Here is a 24,261-nt window from a genome sequence, read left to right on the forward strand (position 1 = left end):
ACCCGATATCGTTACTGGGGCCCCGGGGGGGCAGGGGGGCCGGGACTGAACACACCGTACATCCTGATGCTAGCGCTCTTCGCAATGGCGTTCACGTTCGGCGCCTTCACATGGGTCTCGAGGAACGTCTGGCAGAGCCGGGCCCGGACGAGGGCCTGCGCCGCCGTCGCGATCATCTCGACCGCGGCATTCGCAATTCTCGCGTGGACGGTGCTACCGTGAGAGAAGAGCCCCGCCCCCGCGCCCCAACACATCCCCATCATGGTCCCGCCCGGCGTAGAACCGCACACCCGGCGCCCGCTCTCGAAAATCGCGCGCGTTCCCCTCATGGCCGCGCCCGGCGCCCCGTCCGTTCCACATCCCTCCTCACGGCCGCCGCTCCCTCTGTCGTCATCCTGCTCCACGCCGCCCGGAGACGGGCGCGGGGGCCCGCCGGGGCCCGGACCGGGCCCCTCAGCGACGGGAGAGCCGGGGCGCGGGAGAAGAGCGCGCGGGGTCGCGCAACGCCGCCACCCGACCCATATCCCCCCGCCCGTCCCGCTGAGACTCCCCCTGCGCGCGGGCCTGATGCGCCGTGCGCTCCGGGCGCCCAACCCGCCTGGCCAGTTGGAACTCCTCCCCCGCCCTCCATACCCCCGCGCATCGCAAGACTGCTCGGCGCGGTCCCGGTCAGGAGGGAGGGGCCTCCCCTGAGGTGGGAGAGGGGCCCGGACGGAATAGTCGTCATCACCCACTCGAAGGACCTCACGCGCCTCGAGCGCTGGCTGATGAAGAAACTGGGTGGCTCGCCCGAAATCCGCAGGAGGCTCGACCGGCCCGGGAGCGATATCTGGTTCCTCTGCGACGGGAGGCACACTGTGGCCGAAATCTGCGACGAGATGGACAAGAAGTACAGGGAGGAGCTCGAGCCCGTCCTGACGCGCGTTACAAAGTTCCTCGAGATGCTGCTCGCCAGAAACCTGATATACCTGAGAAAGGAGAAGGTGGAGGGCGGAGAGATAAAAGGGGCGAGCGGGCCAGAGGGCGCGGAGGGCTGGGGGAGTGAGAAGGCCCGCGGGCCGGAAACGGGCTGAGCAGGGGGCAGATGGGGCGAGTGGGAAGTGCACTACTGAGGCCTCACGAGCGGGAGGGAGCATGGAGGGAAGCGGTCATGGCCGGGTGCGGGGGGAGTGAGGGTGAAGGGAAGGAAGGGAGGTGCGGGTGCGGGAGGCGAGGGTGGATGAATGCGGTGAAGCGCAGGTAATGCGCAGGCGCGGGAGGTGAGGACGAGTGAAGGTGAAGGGAGGAGGCCAGAAGGGCAGGCGCGGGCCGGGGAGGAAGGTGCTCAGGTGCCCGCAGTGCGGGAGCAGGGAGCTGTACTACGAGGCGGGCCTCATCACGGGCTACAAGTACCACTGCAAGAGGTGCCAGTACATGGGGCCATTGGTGATTCAGGAGAGGGAGGGCTGAGGGGGGAGGAAGGAGAGGGAGCCCCCGGAAAAGGAGGGCTGAAAGTTGGAAGAGCGGGAAAGAATTTAAAGAGGGGGAGGAGCGGGCGGGGCAGGAAGGGGAGGGAGCCGGAGGCGCGAGAGACAAAGGATTGAGGAAAGAGGGAAGGGGGAGGTCAGGAGCGTGATGTGCGGCAGCAACCGGAGTCGGGGCCCCCGCCCTCCATCCGGCCAGCGGGGGTGGGTAAAATGGAGAGGGAGTTCTCCGGCGGGGACGGGGCCGGGATGATGGACGGCGGCAGGGGAAAGGAGGCGGCGGGCGCACCGGGAGCCGACCCGGGGGCGGGACCGGCGACGCCTCGAAAACCGCCTGCGGGGGCCGGCGTGTTCAGGGACCCTGTCGAGGTCTTCTCGGGCGTCCTCATCTCGGGCGCGCTCTGCGCCTTCATAAAATCAGAGAGAGCCCTCGTGCTGGCGGACCTGCACATGGGCTTCGAGGCCGTCGCCGCGGCCGACGGGGCCTGCTTCCCGAGGAGGCAGAAGCCCCTCATCGTCAAGAGGCTGGAGCGGGCTCTCGCCATTTTCCGTCCGGAGCTGGTCGTGATCGCAGGCGACTTCAAGCACAACTTCGGCCGCTCCTCGGCGCAGGAGTGGAGGGAGGTCGAGGAGGTCCTGAACTTCCTTGACTCGAGGGCGGATGTGGCCCTCGTCCGAGGAAACCATGACAACTACCTGCAGAGCATCATCTCGCCCCGGCCCTTGCCCCTGCAAATGGAGGTTGGGGGAGTGCTGGTGCTCCACGGCCACAAGGAGGTTACGGCGCTGGAACGCTGGTGCGGCCCGAAGATACTGGCCCACGAGCACCCCTCCCTCAGGCTCAGGGACCGCGTCGGGGCGCAGGTCGGTGCTCCAGCCTTTCTCGTGGACAGGGCCTCCGCTACTCTAGTTCTTCCTGCGCTCAGCCCCCTCGCGCCCGGCGCCGACGTCGCCCGGGGGCCAATCACGTCCCCTGTTCTCAGGGCAATGGACGTGGGGCGCATGGAGGCCTTCGCCGCGGACCGAGGAGAGCTCCTGGGCTTCGGACCCCTCTCCTCTCTCAGGGAGCTGGAATGCTGAGCCTCTCCTAACCCTTATATACTCTCTCCGCGATTTCAAAAACGGGGCGTCCCGCGCCCCGAAAGAAGCAAGAAGGAGTAGCCATGGTGGAGACGAAGGAGCTGACGAAAATCAAGGATCTCACCCCGCAGCACAGCAGGGTGAATGTCCTTGCGAAGGTTGTGAAGCTGGGTGATGTAAGGGAGGTCCCGTCCAGATACGGGCCGCCCAGGCGCGTTTCGGACACGGTGATCGGGGACGAGACGGGGACGATCGTGATGTCCCTGTGGCAGGAGCAGGTCGGGACCGTCAAGGAGGGGGACGTCATTTACATAGACAACGGCTACATCTCGCTCTTCCGCGGGCACATGAGGCTGAACATCGGCAAGTACGGGACCCTGAGCAAGTCGGACCAGCCCATGGAGGTCGTGAGCACAGAGCTCGACATGAGCGAGAAGGAGTGGCCGATGGAGAGGAGGCGGGAGCGGTTCGAGGATCGCGAGGGGGGGTGGGGGAGGGGACCGAGGGAGAACGAGAGGAGAAGGCCCCGGTTCTGAGTTCGGCGGGCTGAGGCGGGCGCCATCATCTCCGCCTGCTCGCGCTGGGCGGCTCCGCGGCCGCGGAGCCGGGGAAGGGGAGGCCGGGTCATGAGGCAATCGGACGTAGAGTTGCTCGAGGAGGCACTCGGGGCCTCAGCGCGCGGGACGGACTTCGACGAGGCGCTGCTCAGGACGCTCAAGAGGCACCTGCCGGTGAAGTACCACAGGCGCTTTGCTGAGCTGATGGATGAGATTCTTTCCGTGGCCTCCGAGGGCGGCCTGACGAACAGAGAGGCGGCGATGCAACTCCTTACAGCCCCGCGCGCCTCCGGGCTGCACGCGGGGCTCCACGCGGAGGGACCGGGGGCCCGTGGACTTGAGGATGTGACGGGATTGCCCCCGCCCACGCGGCCCCGGGAGCCCTCTGGAGACTCTCGGCACGCTGGAGCCGAGCCAGTGAAGTCCTTGGGGATGCCAGCCGCCCCAGCCCTGGAGGGAGCCGCGAGGAGTGGGAGCGGAATTCCCGAGACACACCCCTCTGTCCCTAAAGGAGCCCCGGAGACCACCCGCAGGCCGCCAGCGACGGGGCCGGAGGAGGAGGGGACCGCGACCGTGGGAGAGACGCCCGGGGCGGCCGAGCGCCTTCCGGAGGTCGAGAACATCCTTGACCTCGGCGGGGCCGCGCCCGACCAGCTCCCCCCAGAGATGAGGGACAAGCTGAAGCGAGTGGTCAAGGTAAAGAAAAGGGAGCCGGCATGGGAAGAAGGGCCGGAGGAGGAGCCAGACCCAAGGCTATTCTTCAAGGGGAGCCTGAGGGCCCCGCCGCAGCTGATTCCACGCGAGGCCCCAGTCCAGAAGGAGGCCGGTACCGCGCGAGGGGAGGGAAAGGCGGCCTCGAAAAAACCCGCGGGGAGCGAGGGAGATGAGGACGGGGGGCCCGCAAGGGAATCAGGCGGGTCTGGAGGAGAATAGAAGAAGGGCGGATAATAGGTACGGCGGATACTGATCGCTGGGGGAAATCCAAGCGTGACACCCGCCCACATCTCGGGACCATTTTTATGAATTTGATGGGAATCCGACAGGGATTTTGTCGATTCCAAAAACTGTAGAGTTTTCGCGCGAGCTAGGCCATCGAGCAGGGCGGGGTGGGCTCCCGAGCGTCGATTGAGGTTCGGTCTGGTGGCTGGGGAATTGACTGGCTCCGGGGGCTCTGGCGGAGAGGATTTGTAGATGGGCAAAACGGCGTTGATGCGCGATGTGTGACGACTGGGTCACGGCGGCTCCGGAGAGGGCGAGAAACGAATCATTATAATCAAATCATTATCGTCGAATTATCGAGGTACGTGAAGCAGTCGGGAATGTCACAGCACCGAGCTCGTGCTGAGCCATTTGCAGCCGTAGCCGCCGCCGTATTCCGGAAAGATAGACTGGATGCTGCATGTCGCGCTCTTCACAATTATTATTCCAGCGGACGCATCGAGCCACCGGCCAAAAAGGGGGAGGGGGTTGCGATAGCAAATCGGGTTGGTTGGGAAATTATGTGGTATAAGGAAGGCGAACACTCTGATGGTTACTGAAACAGCTGCCGAATCACCTGCGACGCAACGATATGAAAATGAAGAATTCGTGTCCTGTTATATTCTTTCTAATACCTGTAATCCCTCCAGCATTTGTTGGCAGCATTTGTTGAAGCACGATAAAGCGGAGAGAAAAAGTTGTCTGGACAGGTCGGCGGTTCTCAGCGAGCTCTCCTCGAATGTGGAGAAGCTCCGGCAGTCCGTGGTGAGGAGGAGCGGTGAGCTCGGCTCCGTGGCGCTTAGCCGCCTGCACTGGGAGAGATATTGAGAGCGATATTGATACTTTGGCTGGGTTCAGACTCGGAGGGAGGGCACTCGCAACTCTGATGAGTCTCCGCCCTATCTGAAGTGGCTGCGGGGTCGCAGGAATGACCTCGCTTCGAGGGGCGGTCTCAGCCCACGCCTCGCTCCGCGCGTTTTCAAAGGGGAGGAGTGTCTCAAAGAATTGCAGCTTCTCAAGCGCAATCGGGAAGAGCGCCTCGACCCTGGGCAACCCCCAAAGGAAAACGAATTTGGAGGAGCTTATGGCCCGACGGGGACATCAAAAGGGCATTTGTGGGGAGCGTCGGGTAGGAGAAAAACATTCCGCCACAACATTCCGCCCTCGCGGCCCTCGAGTGGGCGGCCGGGCAGCAATAATGCAGGTGACTCAGCAGCCCTAGCCACGGGGAAACTGTCGCCGTCGGAGTCCCCACCGTCCCCCCAACTCAAACCCCCGGCCCCTCCCTCCTCGCGGTCTCCTCGATCCCCTTCACGAGCGCGGTGAGCGTCGAGTTCACGGGCGTGTCCACGCCATGCCTCTTGCCCATCTCCGCAATGTAGCCGTTTATGGAGCAGATCTCGGTCCTTCGACCCCGCTCTATATCCTGCAGCATGCTCGACTTGTTCTCCGCCGTCTTCCGTGCCACGTCCTTCGTCTTCTCTATGATGTTGCAGGGTGGGAGCCGAATTCTGGCGGCCTCGGCCACCATGATCGCCTCTGAGCATGTCCTCTCGAGGAGCGCGGTCAGTGCAGGCACCTTCAGGAGATACCCGTTCCGGAGGCCTGTGATTGCGGTTATCGGGTTGATTCCGGCGTTCACGATCGCCTTGGCCCACATCTCACCGCAGATGTTCTGCGTGGTCCGGGTCTGGATTCCGACGGAGTTGAGCATCTCAGCTATTTTCGCGGCCCTCTCCTTCTCCGTCCACACAACGTCGCCGACCACAGTCTCCCCGACGCCCGCGTGGACGATGTGCCCGTCCTCGGCGCGCATTATGCCGTGGGACGTGACCCCCGCGAGAATGTGCCCTTCCTTCTTCATCACGCGCCTGATGGTCTCGACATTGTCGAGCCCATTCTGGAGCGAGAGGACCATAGTGTCCTCGCGGATGTAGGGCACGATGTCCCTCATCGCAGCCTCGGTGTTGTAGGCCTTCACCGTTAGGATTATCAGATCAATGTCGCTCAGGTCGCCGAGCGAGTGCCAGACCTTCGGCCGCACGACCTTCTCTGTTTTACCGGTGATTCTCAAACCGCCGCGCTCAATGGCCTCCATGTGTTGTTTTCGACCCAGCAGGGTGACGTCGTACTTCTCGGAGAGCAGGCCGCCGAAGAAGCTCCCGACCGAGCCGGCTCCATAGACCAGGACCCTCATCCAAACCCCCAGGCGGCCGACCGGATATAAATTTTATTACTTCTCGGCGGTGTGTCCCCTCTACCGACTACCGAATTCGCCCGCGCGGCTCGAGCGCGGAAAGGGCGGGGCCCGAGAACGAACGCTGGAGACCCACTAATCCCCCGAATGGAAACTCATCGCAGCCTCCCTCGCCGCTGTGTGCGCTCTGTAGAGCGGCGCGACCCGGCCCCCCTCGACCAACCCCTTCACTAGCTCAAGTGCCTTTCGGGGCGAGACCAAGTGCCCCGGGGAGACATATACGATTCCGCGGGGCGAGGGGGAGACGCGCAGGGCATAACCCCGGACGCTTCCGTCCACTAGAACTTCCGAAGAGCCGCCGACTTCCGTGGGAAGCTCCACCGGCTCTCCGCACAGGAGCGACTTCGCCACTCCGACCGTTGGGATGTCCAGCTCCACCCCGGCCTGGGAGGCGAGGCCAACGCCCATGGGGTGCAGGGTCCCGTTGCCGTCGAGCAGGAGAACGTCGGGTCTGGCGGGGAGCAGGTCGAGCACAGCCCTTATCGCTGGAATCTCCCTGAAGCCGAGAAATGTCGGGATGTACGGAAACCGGGGAGCGACGTGTATCGCCACCGTCGGGCCCGGCGCCCCCTCCCTCAGGCCATGGAGCGCGCCCGCGGCGAAGGCCCCAAAAGGAGTGTAGGCGACGTCTACCGCCAGAAGGCTGGCATAGGGCTCCCTCTCGTCGGTGAACTTGAGCTTCGGGATGAGCGAGAGCTGGTACTCCCTGAGGGCGGCCAAGGGGCGCTCGGTCCTGAAGTCTGTGAAGAGCCTCGCTTCAAAATCAACTACCTTCCCATCCCTGACCTCCACGCCCTCTGAGACCAGCAGCTCCGCCTTCCTGCCCGAGCCGCCCGGCGCGCTGAATTTCCCCAGCCTCCCGTCGGAGTGGACGACGCGGTGGCAGGGCACCTCCGGGGCGTAGGGGTTTTTTGCCATCAGCTCCCCGACCAGACGCGCCGCCTCCCTCGCCCCCAGCGCCTCCGCAAGCGCGCCGTAGGTTGTAACGCGCCCCGGGGGGACCTGGCTGAGGAGGTCATAGGTATATTCAGCAAGGTCAGGTATCTCCATCGGGAACCGGCAGGGTTAACAAGGTTTATTACCATTCCCCTCCCTTCCCGCCGCGGTGCAGGGATGAAGCGGAGCTCCGAGATATCGGGTTTCTATAAAAAGAGCGCGGAGGAGAGGCTGAGAATCGTTCAGGAATTCGCGGGCCTGAGCGAGGAGGAGGTTCAGGTGCTGCGCAGCACGGGGGGACTCCCGCGCGACACCGCCGAGAGGATGATAGAGAACGTCGTCGGCGGCTACACACTCCCCCTCGGCATCGCTGTGAACTTTCTCATCAATGGAAAAGATGTTCTCGTCCCAATGGTGATTGAGGAGCCCTCCGTGGTCGCAGCCGCCTCCAACGCGGCGCGTATGGCCCGGCCGCACGGGGGTTTCACCGCGGATTTCTCGGGGCCGATGATGATCGCACAGGTTCAGCTCGTAGGAACCTCCGACCCTAGCTCGGCGAGGCAGAGGATACTGGAGGCGAAGAAAGAAATACTGGAGCTCGCGGCTGCGCAGGACCCCGTCCTCATTCGGGCGGGAGGGGGCCCGAGGGACCTAGAGGTCCGGATAGTCGAGACGGCGAGAGGCCCGATGGTTATCACGCACCTCCTCGTGGACACTCGCGACGCGATGGGAGCGAACGCGGTCAACACGATGGCCGAGGCGGTCGCGCCTCTCATCGAGCGAATCACCGGAGGCAAGGTCTACCTGCGCATACTGTCAAATCTCGCGGTCCACAGAATCGCGAGGGCCCGCGCGGTCTTCGACAGGGAGGCCCTTGGGGGCGAGGAGGTCGTCGAGGGAATTCTGAGCGCCTGGGCATTCGCCGAGGCCGATCCCTTCCGCGCCGCCACTCACAACAAGGGCATCATGAACGGCATAGACGCCGTCGTCATCGCCACCGGCAACGACTGGCGCGCCATAGAAGCAGGCGCGCACGCCTACGCAGCCCGCTCAGGGAGGTACACATCTCTCACGAGCTATGAGAAGGACCCGAAGGGCAACCTCGTTGGAACAATCGAGCTCCCGATGGCCGTGGGAATCGTTGGTGGCGCCACGAAGACCCACCCAACCGCGCGCTTGGCGCTCAAGATACTCGGCGTCCAGAGCGCCGCGGAGCTGGCGATGGTAATCGCGTCAGTGGGGCTGGCCCAGAACCTCGCGGCCCTGCGAGCACTCGCTAGTGAGGGAATTCAAAGGGGGCATATGAGCCTCCACGCGCGCAACGTCGCCATAGCCGCGGGCGCGAGCGGGGAATTGGTCGATAGAATAGCGGAGCAGATGGTCAGGGAGAGAAAGGTCAGGGCCGACAGGGCGAGGGAGCTTCTGGAGGAGTACTTGAGGCGCGCGGGCTGAGCCGACCCGTTCCGACATCCTGAGACCCGAGCTTCGGGAAAGAGAACCGTGGTCCGAACGAGAGAAGCTCGTCCTCACGTTGACGAACCCGCCTAACCTGCGGAGGGAGACCCCTGAGGGCTCTCGAATTCTCGGGCGGAGGAATCACTCCGCCCTCCTGACCAGCTCTATCAGCTCCCTTCTGACGACCTGACGCGAGGTCAGGAGAATTCCTAGAACCGATGAGACCAGAGTCACGCCGAGCACGAGCGCGATGATGTGCCACGGGACCACGAATCTGAGTCCCGTGACGCTCAGGAGCCCGATGAACCAGACCATCATCAAGCCAACAACCAGCCCCACAAGAATTCCGAGCAGGACCGCGCCCAGCGCCACCGCCACGCCCTCGAGCAGGAAGGACCCGAGTATCTGGGTTCTCCTGAAGCCTAGGGACCTGAGCACGCCGATCTCGAACTCCCTCTCTTTTATCGACGCGTACAGGTTGGACATCAGGGAGAAGACCGCCACCATCATCATCCCGAGGAGCACGGAGGAGAAAATCACGTCCAGAAAGGCCGTTGCCTCGGTCACGGACCTGACGGTGGCTTTCGTCACCGAGACCCTGACGCCCTGCCTGTCCGAGAAGCGAAGCAGGAGCTCCTCCCCGACCTTCTCGGGGTCTTTCCCAGGCGAGACCCTCAAGAAAACGCTCGAGTAGTACCTAGCGGGCGCGCTCTGGTTCGAGAGGAACCTGTGCTGCTCGAAGGAGACGAACGCGGCCTGCGTCTCGTCCACGGCCCTCGCGGTCTGGGAGACCTCGAAAGGGAAGCCGGGGAGGGTGTTCAGGACCGCCCTGACGGTCAGGAGGCTTCTCCTGTCCTCCCTCGAGGCTCTTATGACGTCCCCGGCGCCCGCGTTAAGGGCCGTGGCGAGCGAGCGGCTGATGATGATGCTGGAGTTATCGAGCCCGAAGGCCGTGGGGTCCCCCTGGCGGAAGTCCGCCGAGGAGAGGTAGGAGGCCGCTGGGAAGGAAGAGTCGGCCGCGTAGAGCCTGACCCTCACTCCCGACGGACCCACGAGCGCCCCGAGCTCCGCATCCACCGGCGGCCCCACGCCCGCGCCCCTCTCCACTCCCGGGGTCGCTAGAAGCGCCTCGAGCTGCGACTCCGGCATGTCGTAGGCGCTCCTGACCCTGATGTCCGCGCCCGCCTCGTACCTCGCCGTGTCCTCGATAGAGCCCCTGACGGTCGAGATGAGCGAAGTGAAGAATATCAGTATAGCCACTACCACACCGAAGATAATGTTCGTCGAGAGGTTGCGCCGCGCGTACCTGAGCACGCTCTTCCTCGCCAGCCTATTCACCCTCGCGGTCAGGGGGGCCACTAACGCGATCATGCCCGTCTCGAGCCTGGTCGAGACCCCGAGAGCCGCCACGCTCAGGCAGACAAGCATCACCATCACCGAGACCAGCAGGTAGAAGAGAATCTCCATCCCGCTCGAGAATATCAGGATGTATGGTATTGCGAGGGTCGAGTAGGCGACCGCTACGAAGAGCACCAGCCCCGCTAGTGGAATTCTGCGGTCCAGGCCCCCGTCGGCCCTGAACCTGAGCTCGCCGAGGGGCCTCGAGCGCCTGACGGCGTCGATCGGGCTGCTCCTGAGAGCCCGGCGCATTGGCTGAAACGAGAAGAGGAGGAGCACGGCGAGGGAGATGGCGACCTGCGCTGCCACCGTGGACGCGATGGAGGAGGCCCTCGCCCCGGCGAGAACCGACCCCGCGAAGGCGAAGGGGAGGGCGACTCCGAGCGCCACGCCTGCGGGCAAGCCCAGGAGCACGATGAGGCCCAGCTCCCAGAGCACAACACCCGCCACCGCGGACCTCCTCGCCCCCAGCAGCCTGAGGACCGCTAGATCGTGGGCCCTGTCCTCGACGGACAGATTGAGAACGGATGCGACCATTATGCCCGCGACGGCCGGGAAGAAGGCCGAAAAGACATACACCATGATTCCGAAGAAGCTCGTGCCCTGCACGCTCTGCTCGATGATGTAGCTCTTCATCGACGTGACGGTGTAGCCGGGCCCGAGTCTGAGGGCGATTCTTTTACCGACCTCCCGGACTCCGCGCGCGGGGTCTGAGGGGTCGCTGAGGTCGTAGAGCGAGGAATCGACGGTCACCAGAACAGAGGTGGCGAGCCCCGTGAGGTTGAGCCGCTCCGCGAGGAAGTCTATACCGGTGATGGCATACTCCTCCACGCCCGGCGGGAACCTCCCCTCGAGCTCGGCCACGCCCGTTATGTTCAGGCTCAGGTTCGCGGGGCTGGGGCCCAGTAGCTGGCGGAGGCCCAGCCTCCCCCCTACGCCGAGGCCGAGCCTGCCCGCGGCCTTCCTGCTGAGTACGGCTTTCCCGGGGCTCAGGTCGTAGCTCCCCTGAAGGCCCTTCTGCTTCCCCGCCCTGTAGTCTCCGGTGGTGCCGTACACGACCAGAGGGGTAACCGTGCTGTTTCCGTCGGGAATTGTGAAGAGCACGGTCGCGAGCAAGGGGTAGACGCCCTCTACTCCACCGACGCCGCGGACGGCCTCACCGACCTCGGAGACATTGAGCAGAGAGGCGTTTAGGGTCTCCCGCGCCCGCGCGATCTCGAAGTCGTAGGCGTAGGCCCTCTCGAAGAAGGACCTGAACTCGGCCTGGCCACCTGCGAAGACCACCCCGATCGCGATCATAATGGTCGTGGAGACGACTAGGCTCGCCGCGCCGAGGGCATACCGTCCCCTCTGCCATCCTCCCCTGAGAAGATAGGCCCCTTCCCTCATCCCCACCCCCCCGTAGCCGGTGTGGTCGGTATCCCCATCGATATCCAGATTCCGCTCAATGCCTCACATCCGCCGCTCTCGCCCCACGGGAGCGCGCCTCACGGCTCCTCCAAGCTCCGGGAGGGACGACATCCCTCGGCCCGCCCCCCACGCACCTGGGCCGCGTCAAGAGCTCCGCGCGAGCTCATCCCACACCCTCCCCGACGATTTTTCCGTCCAGCATGCGCAGGACCCTCGTCCCGAACGACGCGAGCTCAGGGTCGTGGGTGACCATGCAGAGAGTCTTCCCCTCCTTTTTGTTGAGCTTCGAGAGGAACTCGAGAATTCCCCTCCCCCCCGCCCTGTCGAGATTGCCTGTGGGCTCGTCGAGGAGGATGATGGTCGGGTCGTTCGCCAGAGCCCTCCCTATTGCGACCCTCTGCTCCTCGCCGCCGGAGAGCATCGAGGGGGTGTGGTCGGCCCTGTCCTTCATGTCCAGCAGCCTCAGAATTCTCTCGACCCTCTCCTCCCTCTCCCTCTTTGGGAGGCCCTTTATCACCATCGGCATCTCGATGTTCTCTTGGGCGGTGAGTGAGGGAATCAGGTTATAGGACTGGAAGACGAACCCGACGCGATCCCTCCTGAAGTCGGAGAGCTCGTTATCGGACATCCGGGCCAAATTCCGGCCGTCCACGAAGACCCTGCCACTGGTCGGCCTGTCCACGCCCCCCATGAGGTGAAGGAGGGTGGACTTGCCGCAGCCCGACGGGCCCATGAGAACCGCGAACTCGCCCCTCCTGATTTCCAGCGAAACGCCGTTGACGGCGACCACGGGGAGCCTCGAGGTATAGTAGACCTTGTGGACCTCCTCAAGCCTGACGGCCACATCCTCTGCCATGCTCCCGCCCGGGAATGGTCCAGGGCTCATATATATTCCTTCTGGCCCGAGCCTTCATGGGGCACGACCCAGCAAGATGCGCGCCCGCCGCTCGCGCATGGGCCCGCCCGAGTCGGGGCGTGGGGGCAAAGATATTACTCCCGGCGCGGATACCCAGATTGGTCCGATGAAGCTCGCGATACTGTCATCAGAGTACCCCCCATACCACTGGGGAGGCGTGGGCAGCGCAGCCCACACCCTGGCGAACAGGCTCGCGGAGCGGGGGCACGAGGTCCACGTCTTCACGCGCCGCCACTCCCTCCCGCCGGTGTGGAACCGCGATGGTGTGGTCATCCATATGGTGAGGTGGCTTAAGCTCCCGATGGCCTTCGCCCTCTCGTTCGGAAAAAATGCCGTGCCCGAGGTCAACAGGGAGGGCGGCTTCGACGCGGCCGTGATATTCGGCAATATGACCCTGCTCAGGGAGAGGGACTATGAGACACTCAAGTTCCCCTGCGTCACGAAGATGTGCGGTACGTGGGCGGGCGAAAGGAGCACGCTCAGGCTCGGGGAGATATCGCTGACCTCCGTGTCGGGAATCAACGACCTCGCGGTCCTGACGATTTCCGGCAGATACGATAAATACGAGGACCTTGCGCTCCTGCGCTCCGACGCGGTCGTGGTCGAGTGCGACAGCGAGATAAGAGCTCTGAATGAGAGGATGAGGCACGCGCTCCGGCAGGAGAGTAGGACTGGGCTGGGAACAGGCTCCACCTCTCATTCCCGCCCGCGCACCACCTCCGCCGGCGAATTCCGCGACGGTGGAGCGCCAGAGGAGGAAACCCGGCCGCCCCCCGGTGGGCCGGAGGGTAATGGAGCAGGTGTTTGCGGCATCCTCGACCGCGTTCTTGTCAGAGAGGGCTTTCTGGGCGCGAGGGGGAACGTGTTCAAGCAGGTTCAGCTCACCGACATGGGGCTATTCTCGCCCTCGCTCAGAGACGAAGGCCTCAGGGCGAGATACGTGGGGAGCGACGGGAGGCTACTGCTCTTCGTCGGACGGCTCGCGGCGCGCAAAAACGTGATGGAGGCGGCGCGCATTTTTGAGGCTCACTCAAAGAGGCACCCGAAGGACAGAATTCTCTTCATCGGTAAGGGGAACCAAGAGGCCCGGCTCCGCAGGTTCATCCGTAGGTGTGGCCTTGATGGGAGGATGCACATTGTCTCCAGTCTTGGCTTCCGCGAGCTCGCGACCCACTACGCCTCCGCGGACGCTTTCCTCTTTCCATCGCTCTGGGAGGGCTTCGGGCTTGTGCTCCTCGAGGCGCTCGCGTCCGGGCTACCGGTGGTCTCCAGACCGGTGGGCGGCGCCCCCGAGGTTGTCATCGAGGGTAGGAACGGCTTTCTCTACGCTACCGAGGAGGGGGCGGTCGAGGCGCTTGAGAAATGCGAGTCACTCGATAGAAAATGGATAGTCGAGGACGTCCAGACGCGCTACAGCCTGAAAAGGTGCATCGACGTCATGGAGGCCATCGTCAAGCGCGTTGCGGCGGAGGGGAAGACTAGGAGCGCTCCGACGAAATAGCTAAATACACCCCTCGTTATGGTCCGGGCCGGAAAGGGGAGAGGGATGGACGTAGTGGTGATCTCAAGGAAGGAGAACCCGCTGCTCGAAAGGACGGAGGTCCGCTTCAGGGTCGTCCACCCGGGCGAGAAGACGCCCGAGAGGGAACTCGTTCGCGAGAGGCTGGCCGCGATGCTCAACGAGAAGAAGGAGTTGGTCATCGTGGACCACATGAGATCCCAGTTCGGGAAGCAGGAGTCCCTCGGCTACGCCAAGATATACAAATCGAGAGAGAGGGCGATGAGGGTCGAGCGCGACAGGACCCTCGTGCGGAACAAACTCAAGGAGGCTAAGGCGGCCAAGGCGGCGCCGAAAAAGGAGGGTGCGGAGGCGCAGAAGCCAGCGAAGCCGGAGGGCGCGAAGGAGCCGCCGACGCCGGAGGAGAAGGCGCCAGGCGCGCCGCCTCAGAAGAAGTAGGGGGGATGAGGAATCGCCGAGAAGGAGAAGGGCGGGAAAAAGGAGACCATAGCGCGCTACTACACTGTCGTGGGCGGAAAGATTCAGCGCAGGAACCAGTGGTGCCCGAAGTGCGGGCCGGGGGTTTTTCTGGCCGTACACGCGGACAGGACCTCCTGCGGGAAGTGTGGCTACACAGAATTCAAGGAGGGCAACGCGCCGAAGAAATGATGCCCATCTCGGTTTCAAACCGGTATTGAAGGGGAGTGAAGATGAGCGTAATGGCTGGAGCCCGCACGGCGGTAAATACTTGCCTGAGGGTGAAGAAGGGCGAGAGGGTCGTGGTCGTCACGGACATCATCAAGGAGGACATAGGTGAGGCGCTGCACTGGGCCGCCAAGGAGGCGGGCTCGGAGGCGATTCTCGTCAAGATGCTACCGAGGAGCAGGCACGGGGAGGAGCCGCCCGCTCCCGTGGCGGCCATCATGAAGACTGCTGACGTGGTCATCGCCCCGACCGCATTCTCTATATCCCACACGCAGGCGCGCAAGGAGGCGAACGAGGCCGGCGCGCGCATAGCGACGATGCCCATGATAACCGAGGAGATGATGAGCCGGGGGGGCATGACTGCGGACTTCAGGCAGATCAAGCGACGGGCAGAAGGCCTCCTAGGGCGTCTCGCCGGAGCGAGGGAGGTTCGCGTGACCACGCCCGAGGGCACCGACATAAGGCTCTCGGTCGAGGGCAGGAGGTGGATTCCGGACACGGGAATTCTGCACGAGAGGGGTGCGTTCGGAAACCTGCCCGCGGGGGAGCTCTTCGTGCCCCCCGTGGAGGGGACGGCGGAGGGGGTGGTCGTGGTCACGGGGGCGCTGGCTGGTGTGGGCATTCTGAAGAAGCCCGTCAGGATGGTCGTCAGAAACGGTCTGGCGAGGGAGATAACCGGCGGGCCGCAGGCGAGGGCCCTGAAAAAGACGCTCGAGGGCGCGGCTGCAAAGCTCGAGAACCCGGACGGCGCCTACAATATTGCGGAGTTCGGAATCGGCCTCAACCCGAAGGCGAGGCTGATAGGCAACCCGCTCGAGGACGAGAAGGTGGTCGGAACCGTCCACATCGCGCTGGGCGACAACTCGACCTTCGGCGGGAGCGTGCGCGCCGGCGTCCACGTCGACGGAATCATTCTCAACCCTAGGGTGGAGGTCGACGGAAGACTCCTGAAGCTCTGAATTCGGGGGCGCGGTTACACAGGCCTCCGGAGCGGGACCACAGATTTAATGAAGGGCCACGCTCTTTTCCTTTTCCGCAGGCATGGGCCCGTAGTGTAGCTTGGAACCCGGGAGAAACCGCCACGCACTCCTTTCCGGTTTCTCCCTCGCCTCGATGAGCTCGCTCCGCTCGCTCATCTTCGGTCACACAGGCCTCCGGAGCGGGACCACAGATTTAATGAAGGGCCACGCTCTTTTCCTTTTCCGCAGGCATGGGCCCGTAGTGTAGCTTGGAATCACATAGGCCTCCGGAGCCTAAGACCCGGGTTCGAATCCCGGCGGGCCCGTCTAAATAATCGTTGCACGGGCCCGCCTAGTCCTCGGTGGCCTGCAGGCCACCAGCGGTCCCCACGGGCCCGTTAACCAACAGGACAGTCTGAGCGCCGGGATTCGAGAAGGAGACGCGTCCGGCATGACAAGACGGGGCGTCGCTGAATTCGCAACGAATGTGGATTATCGGTGCGGGGGCTCGTTGCATACCGGAAAGACAGGGGCGGGGGCGTTAAATAAAAAAATATAAATCACTCACCCCTGTTGCCCTGTTTGATGCCCGGGGCTTTTAAGGCGTGGATGTTCAACTGGAAGGCCTCGAGGGCGAGGAGCAGGCCCGACCGAATTCTCCAGACGCTGATGCCCCGCGCCGGCGAGACCGTGATGGACTACGGGGCCGGCGGAGGTTACTTTGCGATGCGCTTCGCCGATTTCGTCGGAGGGGAGGGGAGGGTCTACGCCGTGGACATCAATCCGGCCTTTCTCAGGTACATCCGGAAGAAGGCTGCAAAGCGGGGCCTGAAGGGGCTGGAGGCGCTCACCCCTGAGGAGGCCGCGAGGAAAGTGCCGGAGGGCTCGCTGGACCTCATATTCATGAGAAACGTCACCCACCACATCCGAGACCGCCCGGCACTGTTCTCCGAATTCGGGCGTCTCCTCAAGCCCGGCGGCAGGGTGGCGATAGTCGAGCACTTGCCGGGCAGGGGGCACAGCCCGGAGCACTCCGTGCCCCCCGAGACTCTCGTCTCGGAGATGGAGTCGGCCGGGTTCGCGCTGACCAACACCCACGACTTCCTTCCGGACCAGTCATTCATGATCTTTATCAGGCGGAGCAGGGAAGGATGAGGCGCGGGATCGACCGGGCGCTGTGACCGGGGCCCTGAAAAAGACTTTAAACCGCCGGATTGTTTTAGTTAATGCATCCGGGGAGGGAGCGCCGTGTCTGGGCGAAGAAGGGTGCGCAAAGTGGTGGAGAGGGCGGCCGAGAGGACCAGCAGGGTCATTGATAGAGCCGCCGAAAAGGGCGGCAAGCTCATGGACGAGGGCGCCAAGGTGGCTGAAAAAGCAGGTAGGAAGGTGCTCGAAGTAGCGGACCGGAGCGTGAAAGCGGCCGCTGAGATTCTAAGGGATACCCCGGAGGTCAAGAAGGTCATAGATGCTGGAACTGAGGCGGTGGGGAAAGTCATCGAGAAGGGGGCGGAGGTGGCGCGGAAGGGGATTGAGAAGAGCAAAAGACTGCTCGAGGAGTGACAAGTCTGTCGGGCGGGGATCGCGCTGGAATGAAGCTCATCGCCATAGCCACAGAGGACTTCGAGGTTTATTACGAGCTCGTGAGGGCGCTCAAGGCCCTGCGCAGGCCCTTCTTAAGCCTCTCACCCTCCGACCCTGTGCCCTCGGGTGTGGGCGTTGTGGTCACAACCGCCACCGAGGAGGAGGAAATCGATTTCAGGCCCAAAGTTGTGGTTCCCGGGGTCGACGAGCACTCGATTCGCCTCAGCGTCAGGATGGCCGAGGAGGCCCTGGCGGGACGGAGGGAGTGGGAGAGAATTATTTTCGGCATCGACCCTGGAAAGAGAATCGGTCTCGCGGTTCTGGGCGACGGGACCGTGCTCCACACCGCTGAGCTCCACTCGCCCGAAGAGCTCTCGGAGGAGGTCAGGCGGGTTCTAAAGACCTACCCCTCAAGGGAGATCAGGTTCAGGGTCGGCGGCGGGGACCCGCCCAACAGGAACCGCATCATCAACCTCCTTCTCGAACTCGGGCACCCGGTCGAGATGGCGGACGAGCGCTACACTTCGCGCGGCGCCCGGCTCCCGCACATTCGGGCCGCTATAGACATCGCCTTGCTCAGCGGCCCCGTGGTCAGGCGGAGGCTGGAGACGGTTCCCAAGAGGGGCGAGCTCAACAACGTGAAGCGCCTGAGTCGCATCGAAAGCCAGGGCGCGGTGACAATCTCGGACCGTCTTGCGGAGAGGGTGGTCAAGGGCGAGCTAACGCTGGATGAGGCCATCCTGAGGCAGAGACGCAGGGCCAAAAAGGATTTGTGAGGGTAGCGACATCCGAGGCTGGAAATGGCAGAGAACATAGTGCTGAGGGTTGCAGCAACGGACCATCAGGAGGACGTGGGCGCTGGCCGAGCCCGGCTCGACACCGCAAGCCGGCTCGCGCTGGGAGTCTCGCCGGGGGACATCGTGGAGATAAGGGGCAAGAAGACCACGGCCGCGGTGGTCTGGAGGATGCTCTCACCCCAGGATGAGAATAAGGGTCTTCTGAAAATCGACGGTCTCACAAGAAAGAATGCGGGTCTCTCGATAGGCGACCGCGCGGTCGTGGCGAAGGCCGACGCAAGCCCCGCGCGCAAGCTCGTGCTCGCCCAACTCATGGGGGAAGAGGGCAGGGTTCGTTCAGGCGGCGGACTCGAGGGCATTGTGAGGAGGGCCCTGCTCAAGAGGCCGATGTGCAAGGGAGACATAGTCTTTGTCCCGGGAATGGCGCTGATGGGCGGAACCCTCGCCTTCGTCGTGGTCTCGACCTACCCGGCGGGCGTGGTCCAGCTCGTCGAGGACACAGAGCTGGTGCTGAAGGAGGAGGCTGGGGGCGAGGAGAGGCTCCCGCCGGCGGTGAGCTACGAGGACGTCGGGGGGCTCGGGGAGCAGCTGAAGAGGGTCAGGGAGATGGTCGAGCTCCCTCTGAAGCACCCCGAGCTCTTCGAGAGGCTCGGCATCGAGCCCCCGAAGGGCGTTCTGCTCTACGGGCCCCCCGGAACCGGCAAGACGATGATCGCGAGGGCGGTGGCGAGCGAGGCCGGGGCGAGCTTCTTCTCCATTCAGGGGCCGGAAATCATGGACAAATACTACGGCGCCTCAGAGGAGCACCTGAGAAAGAAGTTTGAGGAGGCGGAGAAGGCCGCGCCCTCGATTCTCTTCATAGACGAGCTCGACTCGATCGCGCCGCGCAGGAGTGACGTCCACGGCGAGGTCGAGAGGAGGGTCGTGGCCCAGATGCTGACGCTGATGGACGGGCTTCAGGGCAGGGGCAGGGTGATCATCATCGCAGCCACCAACAGGGTGGACGCGATCGACCCCGCGCTGCGGAGGCCCGGGAGGTTCGACAGGGAGATCGAGATCGGCGTCCCGGACAGGCAGGGGAGGCTCGAGATTCTCCAGGTCCACACGAGGAACATGCCTCTAGAGGAGGGCCTGGACCTGGGGAGCATCGCGGACGCAACCCACGGCTTCGTCGGCGCGGACCTCGCCGCGCTGTGCAGGGAGGCCGCGATGAGGTGCCTGAGGCGCGCCCTCCCGGAGCTCGCGCTCGACAAACCGATTCCTCCGGAAGCGCTCGAGGGAATTCGCGTCACGGCCGAGGACTTCCGGGACGCGCTGAGGGACATAGAGCCGAGCGCGCTGAGAGACGTTCTGGTCGAGGTCCCCGGGACGAGGTGGGAAGACATCGGCGGGCTTGATGACGTCAAGGCTCGCCTGCGCGAGATGGTCGAGTGGCCCCTGAAGCACCCGGAGTCGTTCCGGAGGCTCGGTATTCAGGCCCCGAAGGGCGTCCTTCTATTCGGGCCGCCGGGGACCGGGAAGACCCTCCTCGCCCGCGCCGTGGCGACGGAGTCGTCTGCGAACTTCATATCGGTCAAGGGGCCGGAGGTTTTCTCGAAGTGGCTCGGGGAGAGCGAGAGGGCGATAAGGGAGGTGTTCAAGAAGGCGAGGCAGTACTCACCCTCGATCGTTTTCCTCGATGAGCTCGACGCCCTCGCGCCCCGACGGGGACAGAGCGCGGACAGCGGCGCGGCCGAGAGGGTGGTGAACCAGCTCCTGACCTCCCTCGACGGCCTGGAGAGGCTGGACAACGTCATCGTCCTCGCCGCGTCCAACAGGCCCGACATGATAGACCCCGCGCTCCTCAGGCCCGGCAGGCTCGACAGGCTTATTCTCGTTCCCCCGCCTGACAGGGCGGCGAGGCTCGCGATACTCAAAGTTCACACGAGAAACATGCCCCTCGAGGGCGTGGACTTGGAGGCCCTGGCGGCCAGGCTCGAGGGGTTCGTGGGCGCGGACATCGAGGCGCTTGTTCGCGAAGCCGCGCTGGCGGCGATGAGGGAAAATATCCAGGCCGCTAGGGTGACGGCCGCGCACTTCGAGAGGGCGCTGGCGATGGTCAGGCCAACGGCGGACGAGAGGATGGTCAGGTTCTACGAGCGGCTTGCAAAAGAGCTGGCGGGTGGGGGACTGAGGGGGGCGGGGGACGAGGTCGCCGGGTACAGGTGACAGGGGTGGGTGGGGGCGGGCAGGCGGAGACGGGGGAATGGGGCAGGGACGGGGTGCAGGGGTGCGGGCGGAGGGGCGGTGGGCGGGAGGAGGGAAGCCGCCGGTAGCGGGCCGTGGATAATGGCGCCGGGGAGGCTCCGCTGCCGGACCTGATATGGTAGCAAATGTTTATCTGGTAAGAAAAGTAATACCTGTGTCTGGTGGTCCGGTGAGCATCGGCGCCTCGAAGGTCACATCGAAGGGTCAGGTGACGATACCGATCAGAATCCGGCAGGGCAGGCGCCTCTCCAGCGGCAAGATGGTGATCTTCCTGGAGACGGAGGAAGGCATAATCATCATGCCGCTGGAGGAGGTCGAGACGCTCTTCCGGCCGTTCGACCGCCGCAGGCGCCGGCTCCGCCTCACACGCAGAAGGCTCGCCACGCTTGTGAAGAGGGAGAAGGCCCGCACCTGGAAGGAGCTCTATGCTGAGGGTGCTGGTTGATACCAACACCATCGTTTCCGGGCTCTTCTTTCCTGGCAACGAGAGAAGAATTCTGGTCCTCGCCATCCGGGGAGATATCAGGCTGGTGCTCCCGGAGGACGTCTATGACGAGGCTCTCCGTGTCATTGCCGGGAAATTCTCTGGTTCCGATGACATCGAGCCGGCGCTTCTGCTCCTTCGAGTGATATCCGAAGGGTCGGAAATGGTGCCGAGAATTAAGTATGCGGCCCTTATCCCAAAGGGGAGAGAGATGGCCCCACACGCTAGCGACGCGCCCATCATTGCCGCTGCTCTGGGGACAGAGCCGGACATATTCGTGACGGGGGATAGGGCGCTGCTCGGGCTCGCCGATGCCCTGCCGGTCATGTCGTCCCGCGCCGCGCTCGGGCGAATCGAGCACGATGCGCAAGGACGGAAATGAGCGTGCCGGTTGAGCGGCCCGGTACCGTTTTGAGCACTGCGCAACCGTTAAATATCCTGCATCCCGATTTCCCGCAGGGTGCGTGCCATGCCGCGCTGGCGCAGGTTGGTATGTCTTTTAACAATCGCTCTCATGGTTCTCCCCCTCCCGGGGGCGTTTCCGGACTGGATTCCTGTTGAAATCACTCCCTCGGCCACGTTTTCGTTCCCTCCAGGCGGAGGGACCTGCACGACGGGCCTCAGGGTCCCCGTGGACGGGCTGGTGAAGGGCGCCGTTCTGAACGTGACCGGGCTGCCGCTCTACACGAACCACAGCTGGTCCGCCAACGCCACTGAAATCTGGGAGGATGCGGCGGAGAGGACAAACCTGACCCTGTCACCGGAGGGCATAGGGCTCGTAGGCTTCGGGAGCTGGTGGGAGGAGACGGCGGAGGAGGCGTTGGGAAGAGGAGAATGCGAGAACCTAGCGATGGTAAACGGAGCACTGTGCCTGGCCGATAAAAGCGGCTCAGGTAGGCTTTTATCTCCAGCTTTAAATGTGTCTGCATATTCCCGCGTTATGGTTCAGGGCGAATTCCCGAGCGGGACGAATTATTCAGTAGACATCCTCGACCCTGGGGCGGGTAACGCGATGCTCCAGAAAGGGCTGAGGAACGGGGATGAGCTGGACCTCTCATTGTGGGCGGGGATGGAGGAGCCTTACAGGGAGCTCGTGATGAGGTTAAATGTCAACACGAGCGACCAGAATATCACTCCCAGAATAACGAAATGGGGAGTGGGTACGGGGTGGCGGGAAAATGTTATGCTGTATAACACTCCTCTCCTCTCACCATTTCTCCAAACTTACGGCAACCTCTATGTGAACGCCACCCTTCCGCCAAATAGCGGGTACTGGGTCAATGTCACCGACGAGAGCAATAACACGCTCCTTTCCTATCTCAAAAACGGCGACCCCATTCTGGTGGACGCCAGCAGATATCCCAAAATACGGTTGAACCTGACGCTGTGGAGTAGCGATACGAATGTCACGCCAATAATGCACGAATGGGGTTATGGCACTCTGGTTAAAGAAAAATGGGATGATACGACCAAATGCGGTCGGGCTCGAGGTGGGAGAGTGCCTCTCCCTTTTGCCTCGGAACACCGAGTTTTTAAACTGGACCAAGGAACCGGGGATTCGCCTCGACAATTCATCCATGGGTGACGATGCGATTCTCGATGGGAATTTTGACATTATTAGATTGGCGAATGGAACTTACCGCATGTATTACACGGGCATTAACCTCTCGTCGGAGAAGGGCAAGATTCTGAGCGCCATTTCCAAAGACGGTCTGGTATGGCAAAAGGAGAACGGGGTGCGTGTGGACACGGGTGGCGGTTCTGGATATGAGAATAGGGTCGTGAGCGACCCTTACATCATCATTCTTCCAGATGGAGCACTCCGAATGCTGTATACATGCACAAACGGTATCGAAGGCGTCCCCGCCTACATCGCGAGCGCCTATTCCATAGACGGCCTTAATTGGGTCAAAGAGGGTCTTAGGCTCTCTCCGGGGGGACGTTCGGACGGCTATGACAATGCAAGAGCCTGCGGAAAAGTCTGGGTCGAGCCCTATCCAGGAGGATATAGGTTATATTATGTAGGTCTAGATGTTAATTATGGAAGACATAGGATATTGAGTGCTATTTCTTCGGACACATTGACTTGGACGAAGGAAAGCGGCGTGAGAATAGATATCGGCGCTACGAGCGATTTCGAAAATGACGGAGTCTACAGTCCCGTGATAACATTATTAAAAAACGACACATACAGAATGTTCTATACATGCAATAATGAGTACGCGGCCGATAACAAACCAAGAATAAGAAGCGCACTATCCCGGAACCTTATTGATTGGACCAAAGAAGACGGCGTGAGGATCGCCCCCGGTGATCAAAATGACCTTGGGGGTGTTTATGTAGGCGGGAGGGTGTTCTCGATTCCGGGAGGCTTCAGAATATATTATAGAGGGTGGTCATCAACCGACGTTGGACAGATCCTTTCCGCCGTTAGTATGTTCAATTATACTCCCAATGGTTCTTTGGAGTCCTCGATTGTACTGGGAAACAACCCCTACTCATATATCGTGTCATGGATTGAAAACGTCCCGTCAAACACGTCCGTTTCCGTGAAGCTGAGAATGTCCCCGGAGAACATTTCTTGGTCGCAATGGCAGAATATTATATCGAATTATACCTATAACATATTTACCTCTAATCTATCTAATTGGGGGCCTTTCATTCAGTACAATAGTACATTAACCACTTCAGATTCAAATGTTACTCCTACCATGTCAGAATTTTACATTAAATATTCGCCTTATCTTATTAATGCCATCCTCACCTCCGCTCCTGGCCCGACCGTCATTTCACCTGAAGGTCGCATTGTTGCAGCTAGACCGGTGATTGATTCACACCCTACTCCCGGTTCCGTCATCGGAGTGGAACTCTCATCTGACGGAACCACCTGGCAAGTGTTTCAAAACGACACTTTGATGAATCTCACATCTCCTAGCAACATTATATACTGGCGCTCTGCGTTTACAGGGAACGGCAACGGTACGGCCTTTCTGAGGGGTCTGACAATCGAGTATACAATTGAGCACTATCCTTCCGATGTTTCTATTGATGTGGGCACCGACGGCACCATTGAGTGGTTTCATGCCGGCTCGCTCACCGGCACAGTGCCCGCCTCTAATCTCACGGACGCGATTTACACCTATGTGACCGCCCACCGCGCCGAGGCCGTGGACGGCTTCATAATCGTCCCAATAAATATTACTAGTGCCACGGGGGGCAACATCGTTTTGGGCGACGCCGCCGTCGACTTCGCCCCCGCCCCGCGCATCCTATCCCATAATCCAACTGGAACGAATGTATCGCTCAACGCCCCAATCGAGATCTCATTCAGCGAGGCGATGAATGGAACATCGTTGAATATTACCATCGCACCATCAACGACCCTCACTCCATCCTGGTCCGAGGATCTGAGGAATGTCGCCTTGACCCATCCCGAGTTTAAAGAAAACACCACTTACAATGTTACTGTCAGGGCAGGGGCGCTCTCGCTGGAAGGGGCGCCGATGCTGGAGGATTATTCCTGGAGCTTTACAACCGAAA

Annotated in this window: 24 protein-coding genes and 1 tRNA gene; 20 read left to right on the forward strand and 5 right to left on the reverse strand. The window is 62.5% G+C overall.

Features of this window, described 5'->3' with window-relative positions; genetic code table 11:
• Nucleotides 1–11 precede the first annotated feature (11 nt).
• Nucleotides 12–734, reverse strand: coding sequence for a hypothetical protein (locus tag QW379_03765; GenBank protein ID MEM2869524.1), 723 nt, complete (start codon nt 732–734; stop codon nt 12–14).
• A 33-nt stretch (nt 735–767) separates the two neighbouring features.
• On the opposite strand from QW379_03765, the gene QW379_03770 reads away from it, so the two are divergent.
• From QW379_03770 to QW379_03795, 6 genes are all read left to right on the forward strand, one after another.
• The gene (locus QW379_03770; GenBank protein ID MEM2869525.1) at nt 768–1,073 is read left to right on the forward strand and encodes a PqqD family protein; all 306 of its coding nucleotides are present in this window, start codon (nt 768–770) and stop codon (nt 1,071–1,073) included.
• Nucleotides 1,074–1,269: 196 nt separating this feature from the next.
• Nucleotides 1,270–1,449, forward strand: a complete 180-nt coding sequence (locus tag QW379_03775) for a hypothetical protein (protein MEM2869526.1) — start codon at nt 1,270–1,272, stop codon at nt 1,447–1,449.
• A gap of 227 nt (nt 1,450–1,676) precedes the next feature.
• Entirely contained in the window at nt 1,677–2,543 is an 867-nt protein-coding gene (locus QW379_03780) for a metallophosphoesterase (protein MEM2869527.1), read from the forward strand.
• A gap of 83 nt (nt 2,544–2,626) precedes the next feature.
• Nucleotides 2,627–3,079: a single-stranded DNA-binding protein gene (locus QW379_03785; GenBank protein ID MEM2869528.1), complete on the forward strand. Its 453-nt coding sequence runs from the start codon at nt 2,627–2,629 to the stop codon at nt 3,077–3,079.
• 90 nt (nt 3,080–3,169) lie between these two features.
• The gene (locus tag QW379_03790) at nt 3,170–4,033 is read left to right on the forward strand and encodes a hypothetical protein (GenBank protein MEM2869529.1); all 864 of its coding nucleotides are present in this window, start codon (nt 3,170–3,172) and stop codon (nt 4,031–4,033) included.
• Between the two features lie 714 nt (nt 4,034–4,747).
• Nucleotides 4,748–4,906, forward strand: a complete 159-nt coding sequence (locus QW379_03795) for a hypothetical protein (protein ID MEM2869530.1) — start codon at nt 4,748–4,750, stop codon at nt 4,904–4,906.
• A 439-nt stretch (nt 4,907–5,345) separates the two neighbouring features.
• Here the strand turns inward: QW379_03795 and QW379_03800 are convergent, their stop codons facing one another.
• Both QW379_03800 and QW379_03805 read right to left on the reverse strand, forming a co-directional pair.
• Complete coding sequence (locus QW379_03800) at nt 5,346–6,275, reverse strand: 2-dehydropantoate 2-reductase (GenBank protein ID MEM2869531.1); 930 nt, start codon at nt 6,273–6,275, stop codon at nt 5,346–5,348.
• Between the two features lie 135 nt (nt 6,276–6,410).
• Nucleotides 6,411–7,385 (reverse strand): endonuclease V, encoded by a 975-nt coding sequence (locus tag QW379_03805; protein MEM2869532.1) that lies wholly within the window; start codon nt 7,383–7,385, stop codon nt 6,411–6,413.
• Nucleotides 7,386–7,448: 63 nt separating this feature from the next.
• Between QW379_03805 and QW379_03810 the strand changes: the two genes are divergently transcribed.
• Complete coding sequence (locus QW379_03810) at nt 7,449–8,723, forward strand: hydroxymethylglutaryl-CoA reductase, degradative (GenBank protein ID MEM2869533.1); 1,275 nt, start codon at nt 7,449–7,451, stop codon at nt 8,721–8,723.
• Between the two features lie 144 nt (nt 8,724–8,867).
• Here the strand turns inward: QW379_03810 and QW379_03815 are convergent, their stop codons facing one another.
• A complete protein-coding gene (locus QW379_03815) occupies nt 8,868–11,513 on the reverse strand; it encodes an FtsX-like permease family protein (GenBank protein ID MEM2869534.1) in 2,646 nt (881 codons plus the stop codon).
• A 184-nt stretch (nt 11,514–11,697) separates the two neighbouring features.
• The gene (locus QW379_03820) at nt 11,698–12,390 is read right to left on the reverse strand and encodes an ABC transporter ATP-binding protein (GenBank protein ID MEM2869535.1); all 693 of its coding nucleotides are present in this window, start codon (nt 12,388–12,390) and stop codon (nt 11,698–11,700) included.
• A 166-nt stretch (nt 12,391–12,556) separates the two neighbouring features.
• Here QW379_03820 and QW379_03825 point away from each other — a divergent pair, with 166 nt between their 5' ends.
• From QW379_03825 to QW379_03885, 13 genes are all read left to right on the forward strand, one after another.
• Nucleotides 12,557–13,951: a glycosyltransferase gene (locus tag QW379_03825; GenBank protein ID MEM2869536.1), complete on the forward strand. Its 1,395-nt coding sequence runs from the start codon at nt 12,557–12,559 to the stop codon at nt 13,949–13,951.
• Between the two features lie 18 nt (nt 13,952–13,969).
• Nucleotides 13,970–14,407: a 30S ribosomal protein S24e gene (locus QW379_03830; protein MEM2869537.1), complete on the forward strand. Its 438-nt coding sequence runs from the start codon at nt 13,970–13,972 to the stop codon at nt 14,405–14,407.
• Between the two features lie 48 nt (nt 14,408–14,455).
• Nucleotides 14,456–14,617, forward strand: a complete 162-nt coding sequence (locus QW379_03835) for a 30S ribosomal protein S27ae (GenBank protein ID MEM2869538.1) — start codon at nt 14,456–14,458, stop codon at nt 14,615–14,617.
• A 41-nt stretch (nt 14,618–14,658) separates the two neighbouring features.
• Nucleotides 14,659–15,612 carry an aminopeptidase gene (locus QW379_03840; GenBank protein MEM2869539.1) on the forward strand — a complete coding sequence of 318 codons (954 nt, stop codon included), beginning with the start codon at nt 14,659–14,661 and terminating at the stop codon, nt 15,610–15,612.
• 253 nt (nt 15,613–15,865) lie between these two features.
• Nucleotides 15,866–15,938: transfer RNA gene (locus QW379_03845), tRNA-Arg, on the forward strand.
• Nucleotides 15,939–16,197: 259 nt separating this feature from the next.
• Nucleotides 16,198–16,767 carry a class I SAM-dependent methyltransferase gene (locus QW379_03850; GenBank protein MEM2869540.1) on the forward strand — a complete coding sequence of 190 codons (570 nt, stop codon included), beginning with the start codon at nt 16,198–16,200 and terminating at the stop codon, nt 16,765–16,767.
• 93 nt (nt 16,768–16,860) lie between these two features.
• Nucleotides 16,861–17,172 (forward strand): hypothetical protein, encoded by a 312-nt coding sequence (locus tag QW379_03855; GenBank protein ID MEM2869541.1) that lies wholly within the window; start codon nt 16,861–16,863, stop codon nt 17,170–17,172.
• Complete coding sequence (locus tag QW379_03860) at nt 17,169–17,969, forward strand: hypothetical protein (protein ID MEM2869542.1); 801 nt, start codon at nt 17,169–17,171, stop codon at nt 17,967–17,969. Before QW379_03855 ends, QW379_03860 begins: the two co-directional genes overlap by 4 nt.
• 24 nt (nt 17,970–17,993) lie before the next feature.
• Nucleotides 17,994–20,198, forward strand: coding sequence for a CDC48 family AAA ATPase (locus tag QW379_03865; GenBank protein MEM2869543.1), 2,205 nt, complete (start codon nt 17,994–17,996; stop codon nt 20,196–20,198).
• 193 nt (nt 20,199–20,391) lie between these two features.
• A complete protein-coding gene (locus QW379_03870) occupies nt 20,392–20,682 on the forward strand; it encodes an AbrB/MazE/SpoVT family DNA-binding domain-containing protein (GenBank protein MEM2869544.1) in 291 nt (96 codons plus the stop codon).
• The gene (locus tag QW379_03875; GenBank protein MEM2869545.1) at nt 20,663–21,103 is read left to right on the forward strand and encodes a PIN domain-containing protein; all 441 of its coding nucleotides are present in this window, start codon (nt 20,663–20,665) and stop codon (nt 21,101–21,103) included. Before QW379_03870 ends, QW379_03875 begins: the two co-directional genes overlap by 20 nt.
• 78 nt (nt 21,104–21,181) lie before the next feature.
• Nucleotides 21,182–22,306, forward strand: a complete 1,125-nt coding sequence (locus QW379_03880; GenBank protein MEM2869546.1) for a hypothetical protein — start codon at nt 21,182–21,184, stop codon at nt 22,304–22,306.
• The coding region (locus tag QW379_03885; GenBank protein MEM2869547.1) for an Ig-like domain-containing protein at nt 22,299–24,261 on the forward strand (1,963 nt) is incomplete at its 3' end. The genes QW379_03880 and QW379_03885, both read left to right, overlap by 8 nt.

The sequence above is a fragment of the Thermoplasmata archaeon genome (assembly GCA_038851035.1).
Classification (GTDB): domain Archaea; phylum Thermoplasmatota; class DTKX01; order VGTL01; family VGTL01; genus JAWCLH01.

Coding starts and splice junctions, on each gene's coding strand:
- QW379_03770 (MEM2869525.1), top strand. CDS start 768: ATGAAGAAACTGGGTGGCTCGCCCGAAATCCGCAGGAGGCTCGACCGG.
- QW379_03780 (MEM2869527.1), top strand. CDS start 1,677: ATGGAGAGGGAGTTCTCCGGCGGGGACGGGGCCGGGATGATGGACGGC.
- QW379_03785 (MEM2869528.1), top strand. CDS start 2,627: ATGGTGGAGACGAAGGAGCTGACGAAAATCAAGGATCTCACCCCGCAG.
- QW379_03790 (MEM2869529.1), top strand. CDS start 3,170: ATGAGGCAATCGGACGTAGAGTTGCTCGAGGAGGCACTCGGGGCCTCA.
- QW379_03800 (MEM2869531.1), bottom strand. CDS start 6,275: ATGAGGGTCCTGGTCTATGGAGCCGGCTCGGTCGGGAGCTTCTTCGGC.
- QW379_03805 (MEM2869532.1), bottom strand. CDS start 7,385: ATGGAGATACCTGACCTTGCTGAATATACCTATGACCTCCTCAGCCAG.
- QW379_03810 (MEM2869533.1), top strand. CDS start 7,449: ATGAAGCGGAGCTCCGAGATATCGGGTTTCTATAAAAAGAGCGCGGAG.
- QW379_03815 (MEM2869534.1), bottom strand. CDS start 11,513: ATGAGGGAAGGGGCCTATCTTCTCAGGGGAGGATGGCAGAGGGGACGG.
- QW379_03820 (MEM2869535.1), bottom strand. CDS start 12,390: ATGGCAGAGGATGTGGCCGTCAGGCTTGAGGAGGTCCACAAGGTCTAC.
- QW379_03825 (MEM2869536.1), top strand. CDS start 12,557: ATGAAGCTCGCGATACTGTCATCAGAGTACCCCCCATACCACTGGGGA.
- QW379_03830 (MEM2869537.1), top strand. CDS start 13,970: ATGGTCCGGGCCGGAAAGGGGAGAGGGATGGACGTAGTGGTGATCTCA.
- QW379_03840 (MEM2869539.1), top strand. CDS start 14,659: ATGAGCGTAATGGCTGGAGCCCGCACGGCGGTAAATACTTGCCTGAGG.
- QW379_03850 (MEM2869540.1), top strand. CDS start 16,198: ATGCCCGGGGCTTTTAAGGCGTGGATGTTCAACTGGAAGGCCTCGAGG.
- QW379_03865 (MEM2869543.1), top strand. CDS start 17,994: ATGGCAGAGAACATAGTGCTGAGGGTTGCAGCAACGGACCATCAGGAG.
- QW379_03875 (MEM2869545.1), top strand. CDS start 20,663: ATGCTGAGGGTGCTGGTTGATACCAACACCATCGTTTCCGGGCTCTTC.